This is a genomic window from Pseudomonas sp. NFPP25 (genome assembly GCF_900116505.1).
Lineage (GTDB): Bacteria > Pseudomonadota > Gammaproteobacteria > Pseudomonadales > Pseudomonadaceae > Aquipseudomonas > Aquipseudomonas protegens.
On the sequence record NZ_FPBG01000009.1, the window covers coordinates 95,437 to 115,966 of the forward strand.

Consider the following 20,530-nt stretch of genomic DNA (forward strand, 5'->3'; position numbering starts at 1 on the left):
TGGAGCTTACATTTTTCGTATAAGTGACCAGTATTCATAGCAAGCTCATTCCAGTTCTACATGCAGGTTTATAAGCATGGGGTCAGAAAATTAATGCTCTGTACTTTGTAGTCAAAAAGCCGCTATTTTTAAACAGGCGGCTATTTTGAACTATAAGGTTTGATACTACAGAGCTAGTTTTCTTTTTAGCACTTTGAATCTGGATTTAAGTCCATGCTTTCGAATGGCCGAAATTTGAGACTTTATCCAGTTACGGTTTAATAGCTTTTTCATCAAATGCAGGCTAGTAGCTTCAATTACAGTCGCAACATGTACCGGCTGGCGCGGACGAGGGCCAAAACCTGTCGCGAGATTTAGAGCTTCAGGTGCGAAGTGGTAAATAATTTCGCTCTCGGCTGCATCATCCCAAGTCCGCTCCGGAAAGTCTTGGGTCACGTTGATTGAAATGGATGCTGGCATTTGCTGCATAATCGTGTGTTGACCAACCATCGCTGCCAATGGGCGGCCATCCAAGTGGCGCAGAGCAATTCCAATATCATGAGGTATGGCGTTTGTACGGAATATAAAACGTCCGTATCCTGTAGGTCCTGCTCGATTCACATGCCCAAAGTCAATTAGCTCATGTACGGTGTGTATGGGGGTATCGCCGTCAATGAGTAGCGCTGCTGTTGCAGCACACTGAGTTTTTTGGTCCCGCTGTAGAGCACCACACAGAACGGCTAGATGGTTTGAGAAAAGTCTTTCATTAGGTGCCACAAGCATAAAGGCATCGGAGTCTTGGCTTGATTCAAGAAGGCCATTGATGATTTCGCCCAAACGTGTCCGCGATTTGATTTCAGGATGAATTCCGGACTTGAAGAACTCTACCTGAACAAGATCAATAGGGGTTGCTGAAGTGGCCAGAGCGGCACTTATCTCGCGCTGAAAGGCGACTGCATCTTTTTTGTCTACGACCAGAGCCGAAGAGAAATTGGAGTATTCTTGTGCCTGAATACTTTTTACGTGCTCCTGGAGTGTCGAGGGGGAGTACTCGGGCATCAGAAGATTTACGCGAACTTTAACCGACAGGCTACCCTGCGGATTTTGTTTTTCTTGCAAATCGTTTTTGCGCTGGGTAAAACCAGAGTACAAGTCGCTCAGATTTTTAATAAGTGTAAAGTGATCGCTGAAAATTTTCTGAGCTTTTTCAATCTTCGCCAACGCTTGGGTCGGGTTCTTCTGGGCCCATTCAAGATGGCTGACGATATCAGAGTACATCTGTTCGGCAGTTGTACGGCTGTCTACATAGAGCAGCGAGTCGCCAAAGAATTTCTTGGCAAATGGATTTTCGTCGCAAATGATCAGTGCGCCAGCAGCAATGCTTTCAAACAAACGATTGGACATCAACTCCGACTCTTTGTGAGCCTGAGAAGAAAGCACCAATGCAATGCCTGCCTTTGATATTTCATCGATCATGGAGGTGCCATCAAAAGGAACCTCTTTGATATAACTCTCATAGCCAGCCCAGACTTTCACTCCTTGGAATATGGTTGGACCATAAATTCTCAAGAGGCCGCTTGGGTCCAGGCGTTTGAGTACCTCCTGGTGGCGCGATTTTCCACCGCTGATAGCTTCCCAGTTAATACCTGCATAGAAAAGCTTTCCATCACCCAGGGAGGGGGGGTGGATAATATCGGCAGTTGAATGATACAACTTGAACTGAACTGGCAAATGAGAGTGTGTTGAGCGAATCATTCTGCCCACGTGGTTATCTGCTGCGTCTGAACTGCAGCTGACGAAGTCATCATGGGTTGTAAGGTTTCTGGAGGTACGCTCGTATCCCCACTCATGATAAAATCTGAGTGGATTCCACAGTGCAACTATAGAAAAAGCATCGTACTGTTTTGGGGTGTCATAGTGCAGGTGAAGTACAAAGTCCACATTGTCCTTTGACGCCTTGGCCTCCGGATGTGAAAGGAAGCTACCGTCGGCGTGAACTTCTACGCACTCTATACCCAGAGTATTTGCGGCAATCTTCAGGCGTGCAATGCATTCATCTTCCGCAGTCTTAATATCGGGCCAGAGCTTTACAATAGCAAAGCGACCAATTAAATTTTCAGGAAGTACAAAAGGCTTAGTTGTCATGAACTCAGTATCTACTCAAAAAGTCAGCGTACGCGCTTTGCATTCCATCGCGCTCATTAATATTAGGACGCCATCCGAGGTCATGAATGCGAGAGCTATCGAGTAGTTTGCGCATCGTACCGTTTGGTTTGGATGTGTCGTATGAAATGTTTCCTTTGAAACCGACAATTTCAGATGCGATATTAGCTATTTCTGATATCGTTAAATCGTGTCCACAACCTACATTGTACAAGTCGTGTGCTGCACGGGCCCTCATGACAAACTCAAGAGCACTTGCGAGGTCATCTACGTGTAGCAGTTCCCGACGTGGGGTACCGTCACCCCATACTACAAAGTCCTTGCTTCCCGAAAGCTTCGCTTCATGTATCCGTCGTAAAATTCCTGCAACAACATGGCCATGCTCTGGATGATAGTTGTCGCCAGGTCCATACAGGTTTGGTGGAATTACCGAAATGAAATCGCAACCGTGTTGACGATTGTATGCTCGACACATTTCGATTCCTGCAATTTTGCTAATAGCATATGCTCGAATATTGTGATCGAACATGCCGGTCAGCAAAGCGTCTTCGGATATAGGGTTTTTGGCCTGGCTTGGATACGTGCAGTTGGAAGCGACGAAAACAAGTTTTTTGACACCGGTTTTATGCGCCGCGTCGATTACACTTGTTTGAATAAGCAGATTTTCACGAAGGAAGTCTGAGGGTAGGGTAGCGTTTGCATAGATTCCGCCCACCTTGGCGGCTATATGAAAAACCAGCTCCGGTTTGTTGGCTTCTGCCCACTCTAGAACCGCAGCTTGGTTTGTAAGGTCCAACTCTGCTCTTGAAGTCAGCAGTAGTGTTGCATCTTTTTCTTGTAAATTTCTAACCATCGCAGCACCTAGCATGCCTCGATGTCCGGTGACCCATACTTTTTTTCCGGCAAAAAAAGAAGTATCGGAAGTGGCTGGGTTAGTGTCTTCTGAGTGCATGGAATTTATCCAGAACATTAAGTTAGTCGGCTCGCCCATAATTATCTTCGAAGCGAACAATGTCGTCTTCGCCAAGATAGTTTCCACTTTGGACTTCAATCATTACACAGGGGGTTTTTCCCGGATTGGTAAGACGATGCTTGTGGCCCGCGGGTATGAAAGTTGACTCATTGGTGTTGATGAGTATTTCTCGATCTCCATTTATCACCGTTGCCTGCCCGCTTACGACAACCCAATGTTCGCTACGGTGATGGTGCATCTGCAAGCTAAGGCTCGCTCCAGGTTTAACTTCAATGCGCTTTATCTTGAACCCTTCGCCTTCCTCCAGGACTGTATAGGTGCCCCATGGTCTGTATGCAGTGCGGTGCAGTTTGTGGACGTCATGTCCTTTGTTTTTTAAGTCTGAATAAATATGCTTAACGTTCTGAGTGCAGAGTTTATCCACTACTAATAGAGCGTCGGCAGTATCGATGATGATTAGGTTGCTTGCTCCGACAACGCCCACCATACGGTTTACGCTTTGGATGGTGCAGTTCGTTGTCTCATGTAATGAAACCTCACCAGTAATTCTATTGCCATCGGCGTCAGGGCTGATAAGGTCGCCCAGGGCTGACCAAGAGCCAATGTCACTCCAGCCAATGTCACATGGAACGACAGCAACATGCTCTGATTTCTCCATGACTGCGTAGTCAATGGAGTTTTCTGGAATGGCGGAGAAATCACTGGAGCTAAGCTCTACCTGTACAAAGCCTTTGCCGCTGGCGGTGCGAGATTGTGCAATACAGTTTTTGGTCGCATTAAGAATGTCCGGGCAGTGCTCATTCATGGCCTGCAACATTGTTTTAACGCTAAAGCAGAACATGCCGGAGTTCCAGTAGAAGCTCCCCGAAGCGAGATACTGCTTTGCCTTATCCAGTGAGGGTTTTTCAACGAACTGAATGACGCGATTTTCTTCTGCTTCTATATACCCATAACCCGTTTCTGGGGCATCAGGCTGAATACCGAAGGTGACCAACTTACCGCTTTCAGCGAGCTTGCAAGCATGGCCCACCGCTTCAGCAAACGCTGATTGGTCAGAGATCAGGTGATCGGCCGCCAGCACGAGCATTAAGGCGTCGTGGCCGTGGCTGCTGGCGACTTGCAGTGTCGCGGCTGCAATGGCCGCCGCGGTATTGCGCCCCGCGGGCTCGAGAATGAATGAGGTCGCAACGCCTGCCGAATTCACTTCGCGGTATTCATCTTCTGTTTTGAAGAAAAGCTCACGGTTGGTGACGGTGAGTACTTCTGGAACACCTGTCAGATCTGCTCCGCGTAAAAAAGCTTTTTGCAGCAAGCTCTGACCGTCGGCGAGTCGAATAAATGGTTTTGGGTGCAGCTCGCGAGAAACAGGCCAAAGTCTTGATCCTGCGCCACCGCAGAGGATCGTTGGGATAAGTATGCGCTGTTGCGACATGTTAGAAACCGCCGGCGAATTGGAGGCCGTTACATCAGGTTGCAGCTTCATGTTTGAAGCTGTATCGCCGAAAGAGGCTTCAGAGGAATAAATACCGCCCGCGGCAATTGCGACCTTCTCGCGTCCATCCATCGATTTGTCTCCATGAAATAAATCCGGTGCAAAACACTAATAAAGCCTGTCTCTTGAGCTGGCTGGTGCATAAGTGTGTGGCGTGGGAGCATATCCGAACTCCCTGAGATAATGAAATTGCGTGGTCTATCTACTCCAGTGCTTTACGGCGGGAAGGATGCCCTAGGAGCATCTTCTGGCATCTCGTTCGATCGAGCGCGCATTGTGAGGAAATTCTCGTATCGGCCACTACAATTGTCTGTCTCTCCCAAGGAGGGGAGGGAACGGTCAATCGGAGATTTGTTTCAAGCTTTTCGAGTCGATTAGTTCGCAGCCTTGACGTGATGGCTTAGAGCCTTCTCTAGAGACAGCATCATGGGCACTTTGCCATCGCTCGTTTTACCTTCAACCAGTGACAGCATAGCAAGGCTGTGTTTGCCTGCTTTCTAGTCTGTCGTGTTGATTTCCGATGGCCGGCCTTGGGTGGATCTGGAGGCTTGCCACAATTTGAGCGCCGAGCAATGGCAAATTCTCCAAAAAATCCAACATTATGCAAGCCCCAATTTAGTCTCTCTAGTGACTGAGGCATTTGATGAAAATGCCGCAGTCAGGCTTCATGCACAAAGTTCTTGGTAATTCTCTAAATACTCCAGTTTTTTGATAAATGGCAGTCTTCATTGCTCGTTATAGGCTTTTATTTCTGATTTCACGAATTGGATCTGTAGCTGCCGACATGCTCGGCAATGAAATGTAGCGAAGGGCCAGTAGTCGCTCATCGCTACTTTTTCTGGCTTCATCGGTAGTACAACAATCTCTGAGTAGTTGACTTGCTTAGAGGTAATCAAGCTTTGGCGGGCTTATGTGCATCAACACAGGACTTTCACGAAAAATCTGATTTGCAAAAAAATACAGTATCTGATCGGTTCCGTTCTCTCGGATTTACTAATCCTACATAGCAAGAGCGAGATCCTGTCAGGCTTTCTGCGCTGGGTTGCGTCAGAGGTGGCGCATGACAAGCTCGTACCTATAGGTGGTGAAGGTATCAATGATCAGGCTTTTATTTCAGGCATTAAAAAGCCGGCTTGTGGCCGGCTTCTCGGGGACTGGCTTGGTTCATTTTTGGTAAACCGCACCAGCCTTCAAAACGTACACCCAGCTCTTGCGGCTGGCTGTGGGACTGGGCGAGAAAGTCATCCGCTTCGTCAGGCGCTCTGACCGCTTCAAGGGTCGATGCGCAAATGTGGGGCGCAGCATACGCATATTCGCCGGGAATTCCCAGTGCGAAGCGCGTTCCAGAGGCCTTGAAGCAGTAAAAAGTGCGAAGAATATGTTGCTGGATGCGTGGTCGGCCGAGGAAGCGGTTCACCGGCAAGCGGGCGCCAGCAGGCAATTGGTGCTGCGTGCAGGCATAAAAAAGCCCCGGATGACCGGGGCTCTTTCTTGAAGCTTGTTGCTCCAAGCGTGCAGTTGCTTCTTAGCCTTTGTAGGCAGCAACCGACTTCAGGATCTCGGCGCGGGCTGCATCGGCATTGCCCCAACCGTCGATCTTCACCCACTTGCCTTTTTCGAGGTCTTTGTAGTTCTCGAAGAAGTGCTTGATCTGTTCCAGCAGCAGGGCTGGCAGGTCGGTGTATTCCTTCACGTCGACATACAGCTGGGACAGCTTGTCGTGTGGTACCGCGATCACTTTGGCATCGCCGCCGCCGTCGTCGGTCATGTTCAGGATGCCTACTGGACGGGCACGGATCACCGAGCCTGGCGCTACTGGATAAGGGGTCACGACCAGTACGTCGAGGGGGTCGCCGTCGTCAGCCAGGGTGTTGGGGATGAAGCCGTAGTTGGCCGGGTAGAACATCGGGGTGGCCATGAAGCGGTCAACGAACAGGCAGTCGCTGTCTTTGTCGATTTCGTACTTGATCGGCGCGTGGTTGGCCGGGATTTCGATAGCGACGTAGATGTCGTTCGGCAGGTCTTTGCCCGCCGGAATCTTGCTGTAGCTCATTGGGCGTTGCCCCCGTTAGTTGACCAAATGACTTGGCCGGATTGACCAAAAAGTGGCGGCGATTATAGACACACTCCGCTACCGATGCCACGTACCAAGGGTCGTAGAACCTTGGTTGTACTGTGTCGCGGGCGTGTTCGGGTTTACCGAGCGACCGGCGGCCTGGTTGTCAGGTAACCGGTCTTCAGATGAACAGCTTAAATAGCGCGACAGGACATTAGTGGTGCGTTTGATAGACCGGATCTTCTGCTTGAAGTTGCTGTAACCGGGCCAGTGGATTCTGCCGATAAAACAGCTGTAGTTGTGCATAGACTTTCGGATAGGCCGCCACCAGCAAGTCCGGGGCGCTGAAGAAGTATTCGCTGGTGACGGCGAAGAATTCCGCCGGGTTTTCCGCGGCGTAGGGGTCGATGGCGGTTTCTGCGTCCGGATTGCGGTCCAACTGGTGGTTGAGGTCGTCGTAGGCGCTTTGCATCACTTGCGCCCACTCGCTGACCCGCATGTCGCTGTGCAGCGGCGGCAGGCCGTTGGCGTCGCCGTTGAGCATGTCCAGCTTGTGGGCCAGTTCGTGGATCACCAGGTTGTAGGCTTCCCAGCCACCGCTGGCCAGGACTCCGGGCCAGGCGAGGATGATCGGCCCCTGCTGCCAGGCTTCGCCACTGTGCTCGCCATCCCATTCGTGCTCGATACCGCTGGCGTCGCGATGGCGTTGCGGGCTGAGGAAGTCGTCGGGGTAAAGGATGATTTCGTGGAAGCCCTGATACCAGTTCAGGTCCCCCAGGTGCAGCAGCGGCAGCTGTGCCTGGGCCGCCAGTAGCAGGCGCTGTTCCTGATGCAGCTCGACCCCGGGCAGGGCGGTGAGGTGCTTGTCGTCGAGAAACAGCACGCTGGCCTCGCGTAGCCACTGGTCCTCGACGGCGCTGATGCCGTCGAGGAAGGGCAGGTGCTGGCGTACCCGCTGCCAGGTTTCATCGCTGACCGGGTGCCTGGCCAGCCGGCGCTTGCGGCGCCAGGCGCTGAGGGACCACATGGTGCTTAGCGGGTTTCGGCTTTTTCGGTACTGCGGCCAAAACGGCTGCGCAGTACGCCAATGATCATCGGCACCAGGGACAGGAGGATGATGGCCACCACCAGCAGCGAGAGGTTTTTCTTGATGAAGGGCACGTTGCCGAAGAAGTAGCCCAGGGTCACCAGGCCGCCGACCCAGAGGATGGTGCCGGCCACGCTGAAGGCGAAGAACCGTGGGTAAGGCATGCGCGCCACGCCGGCGACGAAGGGCGCGAAGGTGCGGATGATCGGCAGGAAGCGCGCCAGGGTCACGGTCTTGCCGCCGTGCTTTTCATAGAAGTCGTGGGTTTTCTGCAGGTAGTCGCGGCGGAAGATCTTCGAGTTGGGGTTGCTGAACAGCCGTTCCCCTGCCGTTCGTCCAATCACATAGTTGGTGCTGTCGCCAAGGATAGCCGCCAGCATCAGCAGGCCGCCCAGCAGCACCGGGTCCATGCCGCCGCCTGCGGCCACCGCGCCGGCGATGAACAGCAAGGAGTCGCCGGGCAGGAAGGGGGTTACCACCAGGCCCGTCTCACAGAAAATCACCAGGAACAGGATAGCGTAGATCCAGGGCCCGTAGTTGGTCACCAGCATGTCGAGATAAACGTCGAGATGAAGGATTAGGTCGATCGGGTTGAAATCCATTGGGGCACCTGTGATGACAGCCTGGCTCGGCAGGCCTGTGCGATGACTCGGAGAAAGGGACTACAGGGGTGTGTAGCTTTTCTTACGATCCGAAAAGGTCGGCATTATAAGGGCTGACAAGTGAAATGCGTGTTCAGATTGTAGCGGGGCGTTTCGGCTTGGCCGGTGCTTGGTAGGTTGCCGGGAGGGCGTGCGTCAGGGGCGGAAATACCAAAGCGGCCCTGGGGCCGCTGTCTGCAGAGTCAGTCGTCGCTGAGGGGCAGGACGTAATTCTTGAACTCGGTATCTTCGCGAAAACCCATGGACTCGTAGGTTTTGCGTGCCACTTCGTTGTTGCTGCTGGTGGACACCCGTAGGCGCACGGCGTTGGTTTCCTTGGCCATCTTCTTCGCGGTGCGCATCAGGTTGTCCGCCACCAGCTGGCGTCGGGCGTCTTCGGCAACGTAGATATCGTTGAGAATCCACACACGCTTGAGGGAGAGGGAGGAAAAGCTCGGGTACAGCTGGCAGAAGCCCAGCAATTTGTTGCTGTCGTCGTCGGCCAGGGCCAGGTAGATCACCGATTCCTTGCGCCGCAGGCGTTTTTCCAGGAAGGCCCTGGACGAATCCGGGTAGGGCAGTGCGCCATAGAATTCGCGGTATTTGACGAATAAGGGGGTCAACAGATCCAGGTGCTCGAGGGTTGCTTGAGTAATCCGCATGGTGGCTCTCAACTTCAAGTGGATGTGACGGCACAGGTTGGATGACTCGGGCAGCCGTGTTGCGATGCTGCCCAAAGCGGCGAAAAAGCGCAATCGTCTTGCAAAATCACGCTTGGGGCGGGCCCAGGAGGAAGTTGCCCTTCATATCTGCCTGCTCGTCGCTGTCCAGGGTCTGCACTTGCGCCTCGTCTTTGAGGTTCACCCCCGACAGTTGGCGGCGGCAGGCTTCACGCATCAGGTAGAGCAGGCGGTGAGCGGCCATGCCGTAGCTCAGGCCCTCCAGGCGCACATTGGAGATGCAGTTGCGATAGGCGTCGGTGAGGCCGATTTTCGGCTGGTAGGTGAAGTAAAGCCCCAGGCTGTCGGGGGAACTGAGCCCCGGGCGTTCGCCGATCAGGATCACCGTCATCTTCGCCCCCAGCAGTTGCCCGACCTCGTCGGCCACCGCCACCCGGCCCTGTTCCACCAGCACCACGGGCGACAGCGACCAGCCTTCGGCGGCGGTCTGTTCCTCCATGCGTGCCAGAAATGGCAGGGTATGGCGATGCACCGCCAGGGCCGACAGGCCGTCGGCTACCACCACTGCCAGATCGAACCCGCCGGGATGGGCGCTGGCGTAGTCGCGCAGGGCCTGGGCCGAGTCGTCACTGAGCCGGCGTCCCAGGTCGGGGCGTTGCAGGTAGCTGTGGCGGTCGGTGGCGGCGCTGTGCAGCAGCAGGCTGTCACGTCCGCGCTCGGCCAATTGAGCGCTCAGGCCGGCGTGGTCGAAGGGCAGGTGCACGGCGTCCCGGGCCTGGGCGTGGGCGTATTGGAAGTCCAGTTGAGCATCGGTGGGCAGGCTGGTGCCGGTACGGCCCAGGGCAATGCGTGCCGGAGTCAGGCGGCGCAGTTCCAGCCAGGGGTTCTGCGAATCGGTCGGGTGTTTTTGCATGAGCCTGTTCCTTATCCCAACTGGGCCAGCGCCTGGCGGAAAGCCGGCGGCAGGTTGTTGCCGAAATGCACCTTGCCGTCGGCCTGGGTGAAGATGCCGGTCCTGGCCAGCCATTGCTCGAATTCGGGAGCGGGTTTCAGGCCAAGGGTCTGCCGGGCATAGAGCGCGTCGTGGAAGGACGTGGTCTGGTAGTTGAGCATGATGTCGTCGGACCCGGGGATGCCCATGATGAAGTTGATTCCTGCCACCCCCAGCAGGGTCAGCAGGTTATCCATGTCGTCCTGGTCGGCTTCGGCGTGGTTGGTGTAGCAGATGTCGCAACCCATGGGCACGCCCAGCAGCTTGCCGCAGAAGTGGTCTTCCAGGCCGGCGCGGATGATCTGCTTGCCGTTGTACAGGTACTCGGGGCCGATGAAGCCGACCACGGTATTGACCAGGAACGGCTTGAAGTGCCGGGCCACGGCGTAGGCGCGGGTTTCGCAGGTCTGCTGGTCGATGCCGAAGTGGGCGTTGGCCGACAGGGCGCTGCCCTGGCCGGTCTCGAAATACATCAGGTTCTGCCCCAGGGTACCGCGGTTCAGGCTCAGGCCCGCCTCGTAGCCTTCCTGGAGCACGTTGAGGTTGATGCCGAAGCTGGCATTGGCCGCTTCGGTGCCGGCAATCGACTGGAACACCAGATCCAGGGGCACGCCACGATTGATCGCCTCGATGGAGGTGGTGACGTGGGTCAGCACGCAGGCCTGGGTGGGGATCTCGTAGCGCTGGATGATGGCATCGAGCATTTCCAGCATGGCGCAGATCGAGGCGATGCTGTCGGTGGCCGGGTTGATGCCGATCATCGCGTCGCCGTTGCCGTACAGCAGGCCGTCGAGAATGCTTGCGGCGATGCCCGCCGGCTCGTCGGTGGGGTGGTTGGGCTGCAGGCGGGTGGACAGGCGTCCACGCAGCCCCAGGGTGCCGCGAAACTTGGTCACCACGCGGATCTTCTGCGCCACCAGGATCAGGTCCTGCACGCGCATGATCTTCGACACCGCGGCGGCCATTTCCGGGGTCAGGCCCGGCGCCAGGGCCCGCAGGCTCTGTTCGTCGGCGGCGTCACTGAGCAGCCAGTCGCGAAAGCCGCCCACGGTCAGGTGGCTGACCGTGGCGAAGGCCTCGCGGTCATGGGTGTCGATGATCAGCCGGGTGACTTCGTCGGACTCATAGGGAATCAGCACCTCTTCGAGAAAGTGCTTGAGGGGGATATCCGCCAGGGTCATCTGGGCGGCAACCCGCTCGCCGTCGTTGAGGGCGGCAACCCCGGCCAGAAAGTCGCCGGAACGGGCCGGGCTGGCCTTGGCCATGACGTCCTTGAGGCTGTCGAAGCGATAGGTCTGAGAACCTACGCTGTGGGAAAATTGGGCCATCTCAGTCTCCGTTTCAACGATGTAGGGGCGTTGCCGAGTGCTGGCGGATCATCAGGATGCCACCTTCTTCAGCAGGTTTTCCAGACGGTTGCCGGCAGCCCGGTGATGGAGGATGGCAAAGGCCTTTTCCGCCACCAGGCTGCCGCCTTCCAGCGGCGGCAGGCCACCGCTGTAGATGTTCGAGATCACGGTGTATTCATAGCGAATGTCGGCATTGCCGCTGAACTGGGCGGCGGCGCGGCGCGCCTGGTCGTCCGGCAGGCGGTAGCCCAGGTAGGCGGACATGCTCCGTGAGGCCAGGGCATCGCCGCCGGGCCGCTCGCCGATCAGCACGATGATCAGCTGGGGTTGCAGGGCCTCGCCCACCGACTCCGCCAGCTTGACCCGGCCATAGGGCGCGAGGATCGGCTGGCCGATGCGCAGCTCGCGGCTGTGCAAGCCGTCCAGCAGCACCGGCAGCAGCTCGGGAATGTTGTGGTGGATGGCCTCGGCACTGAGGCCGTCGGAAATCACGATCTGCACGTCGTTGTATTCCGGTTTAAGGCGCCGCAGCACTTCCTCGGTCAGCCGCGCGCCCAGCTCCGGGTCTTGCAGATGGGCCAGCTTGTCCGGGGCAGCGGTACGCAGCTCGCGCAGGGCAATGGCGCCGATTTCGCTGGGGCGCAAGTCGACGTAGATTGCCTCGCGGGCCACTGCCAGGTTGGCGCGCACAGTACGCGACACGCTGTTGGCCGGGCGCGGCCCGGCGTTGTCGAAGCCGTAGGTGGCCGGGGTGGATTCCAGCAGGCGCTGGAAGTCGATGTCCGACTGGCAGAAAATCCTCGGGTTGCCCCAGTTCGGCCCGCGTTCCACGTTGCCGTGGGCGTCTTCCTGGAAAATCCCCTTGCCCAGGGCCCAGCGCAGGTATTCCGGGGCCGGTGCCAGGTCGTGCACCTCGCGCAGGGTCTGGTTGTCGTGGGCGCTGGTGTCGAAGTAGGCGAGCATGCGGTCGGTGCTCAGGTACACGTCCATGAAGAAGTTGGCCCCGGCCGCGGTCAGCAACTCGGTGGCCATCTGCTGGCCTTCCAGGGTTACTTGCGAGTGCAGGGTGTAGCAGGGGGCCATGCCCATGGGCAGGCCCAGCAACTTGCCCATGAACTGGTCCTGCAGGCAGGAGTAGGTCATCTCGAAGTTGTCGAGGTGGGTTTCCGGGCCGATGAAGCCGGTGACGTTGTTCACCATGTACGGCCGGTAGCGCCGGGCAAGCCCGTAGCACAGGGCTTCGCAGGTGGTCATGTCGATGCCTTCGTGCTTGCCGTAGGTCAGCTCGCTGCCCTGGCCAGTCTCGAAGTACATGAAGTTTTCCGCCACGTCCCGCAGCGGGCCGCGCTCGGCCATGGTCTGCCAGGCCTGGTCCAGCAGTTGCACGGTAACGTCGAACTCGTCGGTCAGGGTACGTTCGGTGCCCGCCAGGCTCTGGAACATGATCTCTACTGGAGCGCCCTGGTCGAGGCAGGCCAGTTGGGTCTTGATATGGGACAGCACGCAGATTTGGGTGGGTGCTCCCGTTTCCCGGCGCAGCTTGTCCAGGTGGTGGAGCGTGGCGCTGATGTTGTCCACGGTGTCGATGGCCGGGTTGAGGCCGATCAACGCGTCCCCCGAGCCCATGCTCAGGCCGGTGTAGACCAGCAGGGTGATGCCGCTGAGGTTGTCGGTGGGATGGTTGGGCTGCAAGCGCGACGACAGGGTGCCGGGCAGGCCCACCAGGGTTCGGGCCTTGGCGGCCGCGCCACTCTTGAGCTTTTTCGACAGCAGGATCAGTTCATGCACATCCAGCAGCTTGGCCAGGGCGGCCACCATTACCCCGGTCAGGGCGCGGCCGATGCGGCGTATTTCGGTGCCGTGGCTGCGCAGCAGGCGATCTTTCAGGGCGCCCAGGGTAAGAGGGGCGATTTCCCCGAACACTTCGTGGTCGATGTCGTAGTTGACCTGCATGACACTGTCGATATGGCCGTGGCGGTCGGTCAGCGGGTGCTGGAAATAGTGATCCAGGGTCAGTTCCGAGAGCACCTTGCGCGCTGCTTCGCGAGTGATTTCATCCACGGCGGCCAGCCCCGCCACACGGTCCCCGGCCTTGCTGATGTCAGCGGCGCCGAGCACTGCCTTGAGGCTGTCGAAGGCGATCTGGCGATCCAGCACCCGGGTGCTGTAGCCACGTTCGGCCGGGACGACGGGAAGGCGGATGTGCTGCAGTTCGGTGAGTGACATGGCAAGACTCTCCTTGGCCGGCATCGGCATCAGTGCACACCGTAAAAGGCGACGGGCACTATGTGCTGATGGGGTGTTCCCAGATTGATGAAGTGCGCCGAGCGTTCACGTACTTCGTCGATGACGATCAGGTTGCAAGAACTGCGCCCCCAATCCGTGGCGTAGTTGCCCAGGACCTTGCCGACGTTGCTCTCCAACAGCAGCACCAGCGGCCATTGGGCAGCCGGGCGGGCAGTGCCCAGGGCCCGGCACAGCAGGGCGCCGAGGTGGCGTATTTCTTCCAGGCCCGGCGCCTGGCCGCCATCGAGCAATTGCAGGCAGGCACCGTCGCGGCTGCTCAGGGCCAGTTCCAGGGCCGCCTCCAGTTGCTGCCGGGAGGCGCGCACCGATAGACGGGCAACGATGGGCAGGTCCTTGAGCGGCAGTGCTTCGGGCCGGGGCAGGAACAAGGTGCTGCCGGAGATTTCGGTGTTGTGCAGGGTCAGCCCGTAGACCGTGGCCCGGCCACGGTTTTCCGGGACCAGGCGGCGGGCGTCACGCACCAGCCGCGGCTGGCGGGCAATGGCCAGGGCCAGGTCGATACCCAGGTCGCCGTAGTGGGTGGTGCCGGGCAGGGTTTCACCCTGCAAGTGCCGATACAGCAACTCGCCGACGCCACCGGAAAAGGTCAGCGCCACATCAGGTTCGTGAGCCGGAAGGTTCAGCGGCAGTTGCTCCGTCAACCGGCCCAGCGGGCTGGCGAAGAACGCTCGGTCCCCCGACACGAGCGCCAGCAGGGCGTCGATGTACCAATCCAGCACGGCCTGCAGTTGTGAGCTGTCGAGGAGTTGCCCGGATGTTTTGCCAATCGCCAGGTGATCGAGCAGGGCCCGGCCGAACTCCGACATTCCGCTGAGCCGATAGCTGCCCGGCTCGAATTGCAGGTGCCGGGCACCGATGAAATGGCAACCGCTGGCCAGCACATTGCCCTCCAGGCCCCAGGCGGCATTGGTGGTGCCACCGCCGATATCCAGGTTGAGCATGGGCTGCTGCGCGTGAAAGCGGCTCAGGGCCGAGCAACTGCCCATGAACGCCAGCCAGGACTCCAGGCCGCCATCGTCGGCACGGGTGATCAGTGCGTTACCGATCAGTTGCCCCGCCAGTTGCGCCAGGGCTTGGGCGTTGTGCCGCCGGGCCGCCAGCCCGGTGATGATCACCCCGCCGGAAAACAACTGCTGCGGGCGCACGTCCGCCTGTTCAAGCCAGGTTTCGATCAGGCCGCGGATCGCGGCTTCATCGATGACCTCATCCTTGAAGGGCGTGAACACCGGGTCGCCGCGAAACAGCACCCGGGGTTCGTTGAGGGCCATGCGCCCGGTGATGCAGTGGCTGCTGAGGCTGGCCTGGGCAATCAGCACGCTGCTGGTGGTGGACCCGAAGTCCAGCCCCAGCAGCAAGACCTGGGCGCCGCCGGTGAAGGCTTGCATGCAGGCGTTCCTCGCCGCGCCGGAGTCAGGCCGTGGCCTTCTGGCCTGCCGGTTCCGGGGTTTCCAGGGCCGTGCCGCCCAGGTACTCGCCTTCGCCGATGATTCCGGCAGCCCGGTCCTGGGCTTCCAGTTGCAGGGCCTTGGGCACCGACAGCCAATAGGCCAGTCCCACCGCGACGAAGCCGGCGCTGATCTTGCCGATCAATACCGGGAGGATGATGGTCGGCTGGAAGTTGGCGGTGAAGGACAGGTGGTCCCCCAGCAGGAAGGCGGCGCAGACACCGAAGGCGATGTTCACCACCTTGTCCTTGGGCGGCATGAAGCGCACCAGGCGGAACATGGCCAGGATGTTGGCGATGGTGGCCAGCATGCCGGCACTGCCTACCGCGCTGAGGCCGAACTTGCCGCCGAGGTTTTCCAGGGGCTTGCCCAGGTACTTGCGCAGCAGGTAGACCATGGGGAAGGCGCCGGCCAGCATGATGCCGATGTAGCCGGCGGTTTCCAGGGCGCGGGTCTGGTCCTCGGCGTCGGCGATGATCGGGTGGAAGCCCCAGCCGCCGAACACCGCGGAGAAGGCCCCGGTGAAATACTCGACGATGGAGAACACCAGTACCAGCTTGATCGCCGCGTCCATGGCCCGGCCGAAGATGATGAAACCCTTGATCATCATGTCCGGCAAAAAGCGCAGGCCCAGGGCCAGGGCCACGACGAAGATCAGGATCGGCAGCAGGTTGGCGAAGATGCTGCCCAGGCCCAGGGCCAGTTGGTAGCTGGCTTCGCCGCTGGTGCTGACCAGTTCGCGTACCTGCGGGTTGCTGAAGGCCAGGATCAGGCTGGCGATCATTACGCCCACGGGAATGGTGAGGATCCCGGACATGATCCCCAGGGCCATGTACTTGTGGTCGCGCTTGTCGAGCATCGCCAGGCCCATGGGGATCGAGAAGACGATGGTGGCGCCACCCATGAAGCCGGTGATCAGCGCCATTACCAGCGCTTCCTTGCTGGCGGCCAGGGCCGAGGCCAGCTGATAGCCGCCCATGTCCGAGGCAATGATCATGGTCGCCGCCAGGGCCGGATCGGCTCCCAGGGAATTGAAGAACGGTCCGAAGACGGTTTCGATGACCACAGTGAGATAGGGGATGGAGGCCATGATGCCCGCGGCCGGCACGAAGATGTAGCCGGTGGCGTGAATGCCTTCCATGAATTCCTTGCCCAGGCCTCGCTCGCTGTCATAAATGGCGGCGAAGGCGCCAAGTACGGCGCAGAGCATGATGAGGTAGAGCACGTAGTTGCCGATCTGATCCATTGCGTTTGTCCCTTGTTATTGTTTTTCAAGCAGGGTCTGTGCACGACTGGTTTGGCGCAGAACTTCCGACAGCAGTGTCCCGTCCGGCAAGCCGTCGGCACCGGATCAGAGCAGGTGAACCTGTGCGGCAAGGCCGCGAAAAGGCCTCCCGGCGGCCTGGGCCGCCGGGAGGATCGATCAGAAGAAGCCCAGCGGGTTGATGTCGTAGCTCACCAGCAGGTTCTTGGTCTGCTGGTAGTGGTCGAGCATCATCTTGTGGGTTTCACGGCCGACACCGGATTTCTTGTAGCCACCGAACGCGGCGTGGGCCGGGTACAGGTGGTAGCAGTTGGTCCAGACGCGGCCGGCCTTGATCCCGCGGCCCATGCGGTAGGCGCGGTTGATGTCGCGGGTCCAGACCCCGGCACCCAGGCCGAACTCGGTGTCGTTGGCGATCGCCAGGGCTTCGGCTTCGTCCTTGAAGGTGGTGACGCTGACCACCGGGCCGAAGATTTCCTCCTGGAACACGCGCATCTTGTTGGTGCCCTTGAGCAGGGTCGGCTGGATGTAGTAGCCGCTGGACAGGTCGCCCTCGAGTTTTTCCACCTTGCCGCCGGTGAGCAGCTGCGCACCTTCGTTCTTGGCGATGTCGAGGTAGGAGAGGATCTTGTCGAACTGCTGCTCGGAAGCCTGGGCGCCGACCATGGTGTCGGTGTCCAGTGGGTCGCCACGCTTGATCTGCTCGATCTTCTTCATCACCACTTGCATGAATTCGTCGTAGATCGATTCCTGCACCAGGGCGCGGGATGGGCAGGTGCAGACTTCACCCTGGTTGAAGAATGCCAGCACCAGGCCTTCGGCGGCCTTTTCGATGAACTTGGGCTCGGCCTGCATGATGTCTTCGAAGAAGATGTTCGGCGACTTGCCGCCCAGTTCCACGGTGGACGGAATGATGTTCTCGGCGGCGCACTTCATGATGTGCGAGCCCACCGGAGTCGAGCCGGTGAAGGCGATCTTGGCGATGCGCTTGCTGGTGGCCAGGGCTTCGCCGGCTTCGCGGCCAAAACCTTGCACTACGTTGAGTACGCCGGGTGGCAGCAGGTCGCCGATCACTTCCATGAGCACGGTGATGCCCAGCGGGGTCTGCTCGGCGGGCTTGAGTACCACGCAGTTGCCCGCTGCCAGGGCCGGGGCGAGTTTCCAGGCGGCCATCAGGATCGGGAAGTTCCACGGAATGATCTGCCCGACCACGCCCAGGGGTTCATGGATGTGATAGGCCACGGTGTTGCCGTCGATTTCCGCAGCGCTGCCTTCCTGGGCCCGCAGGCAACCGGCGAAGTAGCGGAAGTGGTCGGCGGCCAGGGGAATGTCGGCGTTCAGGGTTTCGCGCACGGCCTTGCCGTTGTCCCAGGTTTCGGTGATGGCCAGCAGTTCGAGGTTCTGTTCGATGCGGTCGGCAATCTTCAGCAGGATCAGCGAGCGCGCCTGCACCGAGGTCGCGCCCCAGGCGTCAGCGGCGGCATGGGCGGCGTCCAGGGCCTTGTCGATGTCTTCGGCAGTGGAGCGGGGGAATTCGGCAATCGGCTGGCCGTTGACCGGCGAGGTGTTGGTGAAGTACTGGCCTTTGACAGGCGCGACGAACTCGCCGCCGATGTAGTTACCGTATTTGCTCTTGAACGAAACGATAGCGCCTTCAGTACCGGGGTGTGCGTAACGCATGGTGGGTATCTCCTGGCTTTTATGCTTATGGGGGAGGACGCGCCGTAGCGCATATCAAGCGTAGAGCAAAGGTCGGGCCAGCGTGCTACAGGCCATATGCATCAAGGGTTTGCGGATGTTTCGAGGGGACCGCTACGGGGCGCTGTGACGGATCCGGTACAGGCTTGAGTGACAGTTTGTAACCTAAGTGGCACAACCTGTGACTCGGGAGTCAAGCCGGCATTGCAATGCAGCAGCGCCTGGAGGATGCTGGTTCGCGTGTCGAATCTTGTCGGACAAGTCTGATGAGCATTCCTCCTTCGTAGTCAATTGCAGCCCGGCAGTGGCGACAGTATTTCGTCTGAGCGTGACAGCGCAGCAGGAGAATAATAAGAAATGCACACTAGCAATTACTTGAGCCGGCATGCCCAGCAGGTGCTCACCGTGGCCCAGGGCAAGGCTCATTTGCAGGGCCCGGGCAGCGATCCTTCCATTGCCCGCTCCTGGCTGCGCTGCCTTGAGGACTATCATCTCGACCCGGCCCAGGTCATGGCCCCTACGGTGCTTGAGCATGGCCGCCTGTTGGAAAGCCGCGAGCGCCTGCAAGATGTCTTGCAGATTGCCGGCACCGAGATGGCCAACCTGCACCAACAACTGTCCGGCGCCGGGCATGCGGTGCTGCTGACCGATGCCCGGGGCGTGATCCTCAACTGCATTACCGCCCCCAGCGAACGCAAGATCTTCGAGCATGCCGGACTGTGGCTGGGCGCCGATTGGAGCGAGGCCCGGGAGGGCACCAACGGCATCGGCACCTGCCTGGTGGAGCGCCAGCCGCTGACCATTCACCAGGGCGAGCATTTCCGCGGCCGGCACACCGGCCTGACCTGCTCTGCGAGCCCGGTGTTCGACCCCCATGGCGAGTTGCTGGCGGTGCTGGATGTGTCGTCGGCGCGCCAGGACGTGTCCCGGCAGAGCCAGTTTCACACCATGGCCCTGGTCAATCTGTCGGCGAAGATGATCGAGAGCTGCTATTTCCTGCGTTATTTCGAGAACCAGTGGCTGCTGCGCTTTCATCTGCAGGCGGAGTCGGTGGGGCTGTTCAGCGAGGGCCTGCTGGCGTTCGATGGCGATGGCCGGATCTGTGCGGTGAACCAGAGCGCCCTGAACCTGCTGGGGCATATTCGCGGCGGGTTGCTGGGCAAGCCGGTGGAAAGCTTTTTCGACTGCTCCCTGGATGAACTGCTCGGCCGCGCCAGTATCAATGCCAGCGCCAGTTGGCCATTGCGCACCCGGGACGGGCGACGCCTGTTCGCCTTGTTGCGCGGCCAGCCACAGCCGGCCGCACAACCAGCGGTGCTGCGGGCACCGCAGGCCATTGCGCCGGCGCGGCCCTCGGGGATCTGCCTGGGGGATGACGGCCTGCAGAACGATTTTCGCCGCGCCTCGCGAGTGTTCGAGCGCGATGTGCCGTTGCTGATCAATGGCGAGACCGGCTCCGGCAAGGAGGCCTTCGCCAAGGCGGTGCACCAGGGCAGCGCGCGGGCGGACAAGGCCTTTGTCGCGCTCAACTGCGCGGCTATCCCGGAAAGCCTGATCGAGAGCGAGCTGTTTGGTTATCGCGGCGGCAGCTTTACCGGGGCGCGCAAGGAAGGCATGCGCGGCAAGTTGCAGCAGGCCGATGGCGGTACCCTGTTCCTCGATGAAATCGGCGATATGCCCCTGGCCCTGCAGACCCGTTTGCTGCGGGTACTGGAGGATCGGCTGGTGGTGCCGATCGGCGGCGAGCCGCAACCGGTCAACGTGCGCATCATCAGCGCGACCCACCGTGACCTGCTGGAGCGGGTGCGCGACGGTAGCTTCCGTGAGGACCTGTATTACCGGCTCAATGGCCTGGAGATCGCCTTGCCGGCCTTGCGCGATCGCAGCGACAAATCCCAGTTGCTGGATTTCCTCCTGGCCGAAGAGGCGGGCGGCCAGCCGGTGATGCTGGAGGACGCGGTGCGCCAGAGCCTGCTGAGTTATTCCTGGCCGGGTAACGTGCGGCAATTGCGCAACGTGCTGCGTACCCTGGCGGCCTTGTGTGAAAACGGCCGCATTGGCCTGGATGATCTGCCGCCGCTGATCCGCCACAGCCGCCCGGCGCCGCTGGGCGAAGCGGAAGCAGAGGTGCCGGAGCGGCCACTGGAGGATGCCGAGCGGGTGGCGTTGCTGGCGGCCCTGGAGCAGCAGCGCTGGCACATGACCCATACCGCCGAGCAGTTGGGCGTGAGCCGCAACACCCTCTATAGAAAGCTGCGCAAGCACGGCATCGCGCGCTAGTCCGAGCTGCTGGCCGCTGCTGGCCCGTCGGGCTTGCGCCAGCGCAGGCCAGCAGCAACCTCCCGGTCAGCTAATGGGTGCGATTTGCAGCCCTCTACGCTAACCTGCGCCGATGTTTTTCGAGG

At 59.1% G+C, this 20,530-nt stretch carries 15 protein-coding genes; 1 reads left to right on the plus strand and 14 read right to left on the minus strand.

Annotation, left to right across the window (positions count from 1 at the left end):
• Nucleotides 1–165: 165 nt before the first annotated feature.
• The 14 genes from BM382_RS29430 to BM382_RS29495 form a co-directional block, all read right to left on the minus strand.
• Nucleotides 166–2,124 carry a glycosyltransferase family protein gene (locus BM382_RS29430; RefSeq protein ID WP_072444914.1) on the minus strand — a complete coding sequence of 653 codons (1,959 nt, stop codon included), beginning with the start codon at nucleotides 2,122–2,124 and terminating at the stop codon, nucleotides 166–168.
• A gap of 4 nt (nucleotides 2,125–2,128) precedes the next feature.
• Nucleotides 2,129–3,094 carry a GDP-L-fucose synthase family protein gene (locus BM382_RS29435; RefSeq protein ID WP_072445014.1) on the minus strand — a complete coding sequence of 322 codons (966 nt, stop codon included), beginning with the start codon at nucleotides 3,092–3,094 and terminating at the stop codon, nucleotides 2,129–2,131.
• A gap of 22 nt (nucleotides 3,095–3,116) precedes the next feature.
• On the minus strand, nucleotides 3,117–4,547 hold the full coding sequence (locus BM382_RS29440) for a mannose-1-phosphate guanylyltransferase/mannose-6-phosphate isomerase (protein WP_072445016.1): 1,431 nt from the start codon (nucleotides 4,545–4,547) through the stop codon (nucleotides 3,117–3,119).
• A 1,180-nt stretch (nucleotides 4,548–5,727) separates the two neighbouring features.
• Nucleotides 5,728–6,117 (minus strand): hypothetical protein, encoded by a 390-nt coding sequence (locus BM382_RS29445; protein WP_139187227.1) that lies wholly within the window; start codon nucleotides 6,115–6,117, stop codon nucleotides 5,728–5,730.
• Nucleotides 6,118–6,132: 15 nt separating this feature from the next.
• Nucleotides 6,133–6,660 carry an inorganic diphosphatase gene (gene ppa / locus BM382_RS29450; RefSeq protein ID WP_011063696.1) on the minus strand — a complete coding sequence of 176 codons (528 nt, stop codon included), beginning with the start codon at nucleotides 6,658–6,660 and terminating at the stop codon, nucleotides 6,133–6,135.
• 217 nt (nucleotides 6,661–6,877) lie between these two features.
• Nucleotides 6,878–7,690, minus strand: coding sequence for a M90 family metallopeptidase (locus BM382_RS29455; protein WP_011063695.1), 813 nt, complete (start codon nucleotides 7,688–7,690; stop codon nucleotides 6,878–6,880).
• A 5-nt stretch (nucleotides 7,691–7,695) separates the two neighbouring features.
• Nucleotides 7,696–8,352 carry a DedA family protein gene (locus BM382_RS29460; RefSeq protein WP_011063694.1) on the minus strand — a complete coding sequence of 219 codons (657 nt, stop codon included), beginning with the start codon at nucleotides 8,350–8,352 and terminating at the stop codon, nucleotides 7,696–7,698.
• Between the two features lie 242 nt (nucleotides 8,353–8,594).
• Entirely contained in the window at nucleotides 8,595–9,053 is a 459-nt protein-coding gene (locus tag BM382_RS29465) for a GNAT family N-acetyltransferase (RefSeq protein WP_011063693.1), read from the minus strand.
• A gap of 106 nt (nucleotides 9,054–9,159) precedes the next feature.
• On the minus strand, nucleotides 9,160–9,984 hold the full coding sequence (eutC, locus tag BM382_RS29470) for an ethanolamine ammonia-lyase subunit EutC (protein ID WP_011063692.1): 825 nt from the start codon (nucleotides 9,982–9,984) through the stop codon (nucleotides 9,160–9,162).
• A gap of 11 nt (nucleotides 9,985–9,995) precedes the next feature.
• Nucleotides 9,996–11,390, minus strand: coding sequence for an ethanolamine ammonia-lyase subunit EutB (locus BM382_RS29475; protein ID WP_011063691.1), 1,395 nt, complete (start codon nucleotides 11,388–11,390; stop codon nucleotides 9,996–9,998).
• Nucleotides 11,391–11,441: 51 nt separating this feature from the next.
• The gene (locus tag BM382_RS29480) at nucleotides 11,442–13,637 is read right to left on the minus strand and encodes an ethanolamine ammonia-lyase (RefSeq protein WP_072444917.1); all 2,196 of its coding nucleotides are present in this window, start codon (nucleotides 13,635–13,637) and stop codon (nucleotides 11,442–11,444) included.
• A gap of 29 nt (nucleotides 13,638–13,666) precedes the next feature.
• Nucleotides 13,667–15,103, minus strand: a complete 1,437-nt coding sequence (locus tag BM382_RS29485; RefSeq protein WP_072444919.1) for an ethanolamine ammonia-lyase reactivating factor EutA — start codon at nucleotides 15,101–15,103, stop codon at nucleotides 13,667–13,669.
• A gap of 25 nt (nucleotides 15,104–15,128) precedes the next feature.
• A complete protein-coding gene (gene eutH / locus BM382_RS29490) occupies nucleotides 15,129–16,409 on the minus strand; it encodes an ethanolamine utilization protein EutH (protein WP_072444921.1) in 1,281 nt (426 codons plus the stop codon).
• A gap of 177 nt (nucleotides 16,410–16,586) precedes the next feature.
• Nucleotides 16,587–18,107: an acetaldehyde dehydrogenase ExaC gene (locus tag BM382_RS29495; RefSeq protein ID WP_011063687.1), complete on the minus strand. Its 1,521-nt coding sequence runs from the start codon at nucleotides 18,105–18,107 to the stop codon at nucleotides 16,587–16,589.
• Nucleotides 18,108–18,482: 375 nt separating this feature from the next.
• Here BM382_RS29495 and BM382_RS29500 point away from each other — a divergent pair, with 375 nt between their 5' ends.
• Entirely contained in the window at nucleotides 18,483–20,405 is a 1,923-nt protein-coding gene (locus tag BM382_RS29500) for a sigma-54-dependent Fis family transcriptional regulator (RefSeq protein ID WP_072444923.1), read from the plus strand.
• Nucleotides 20,406–20,530 lie beyond the last annotated feature (125 nt).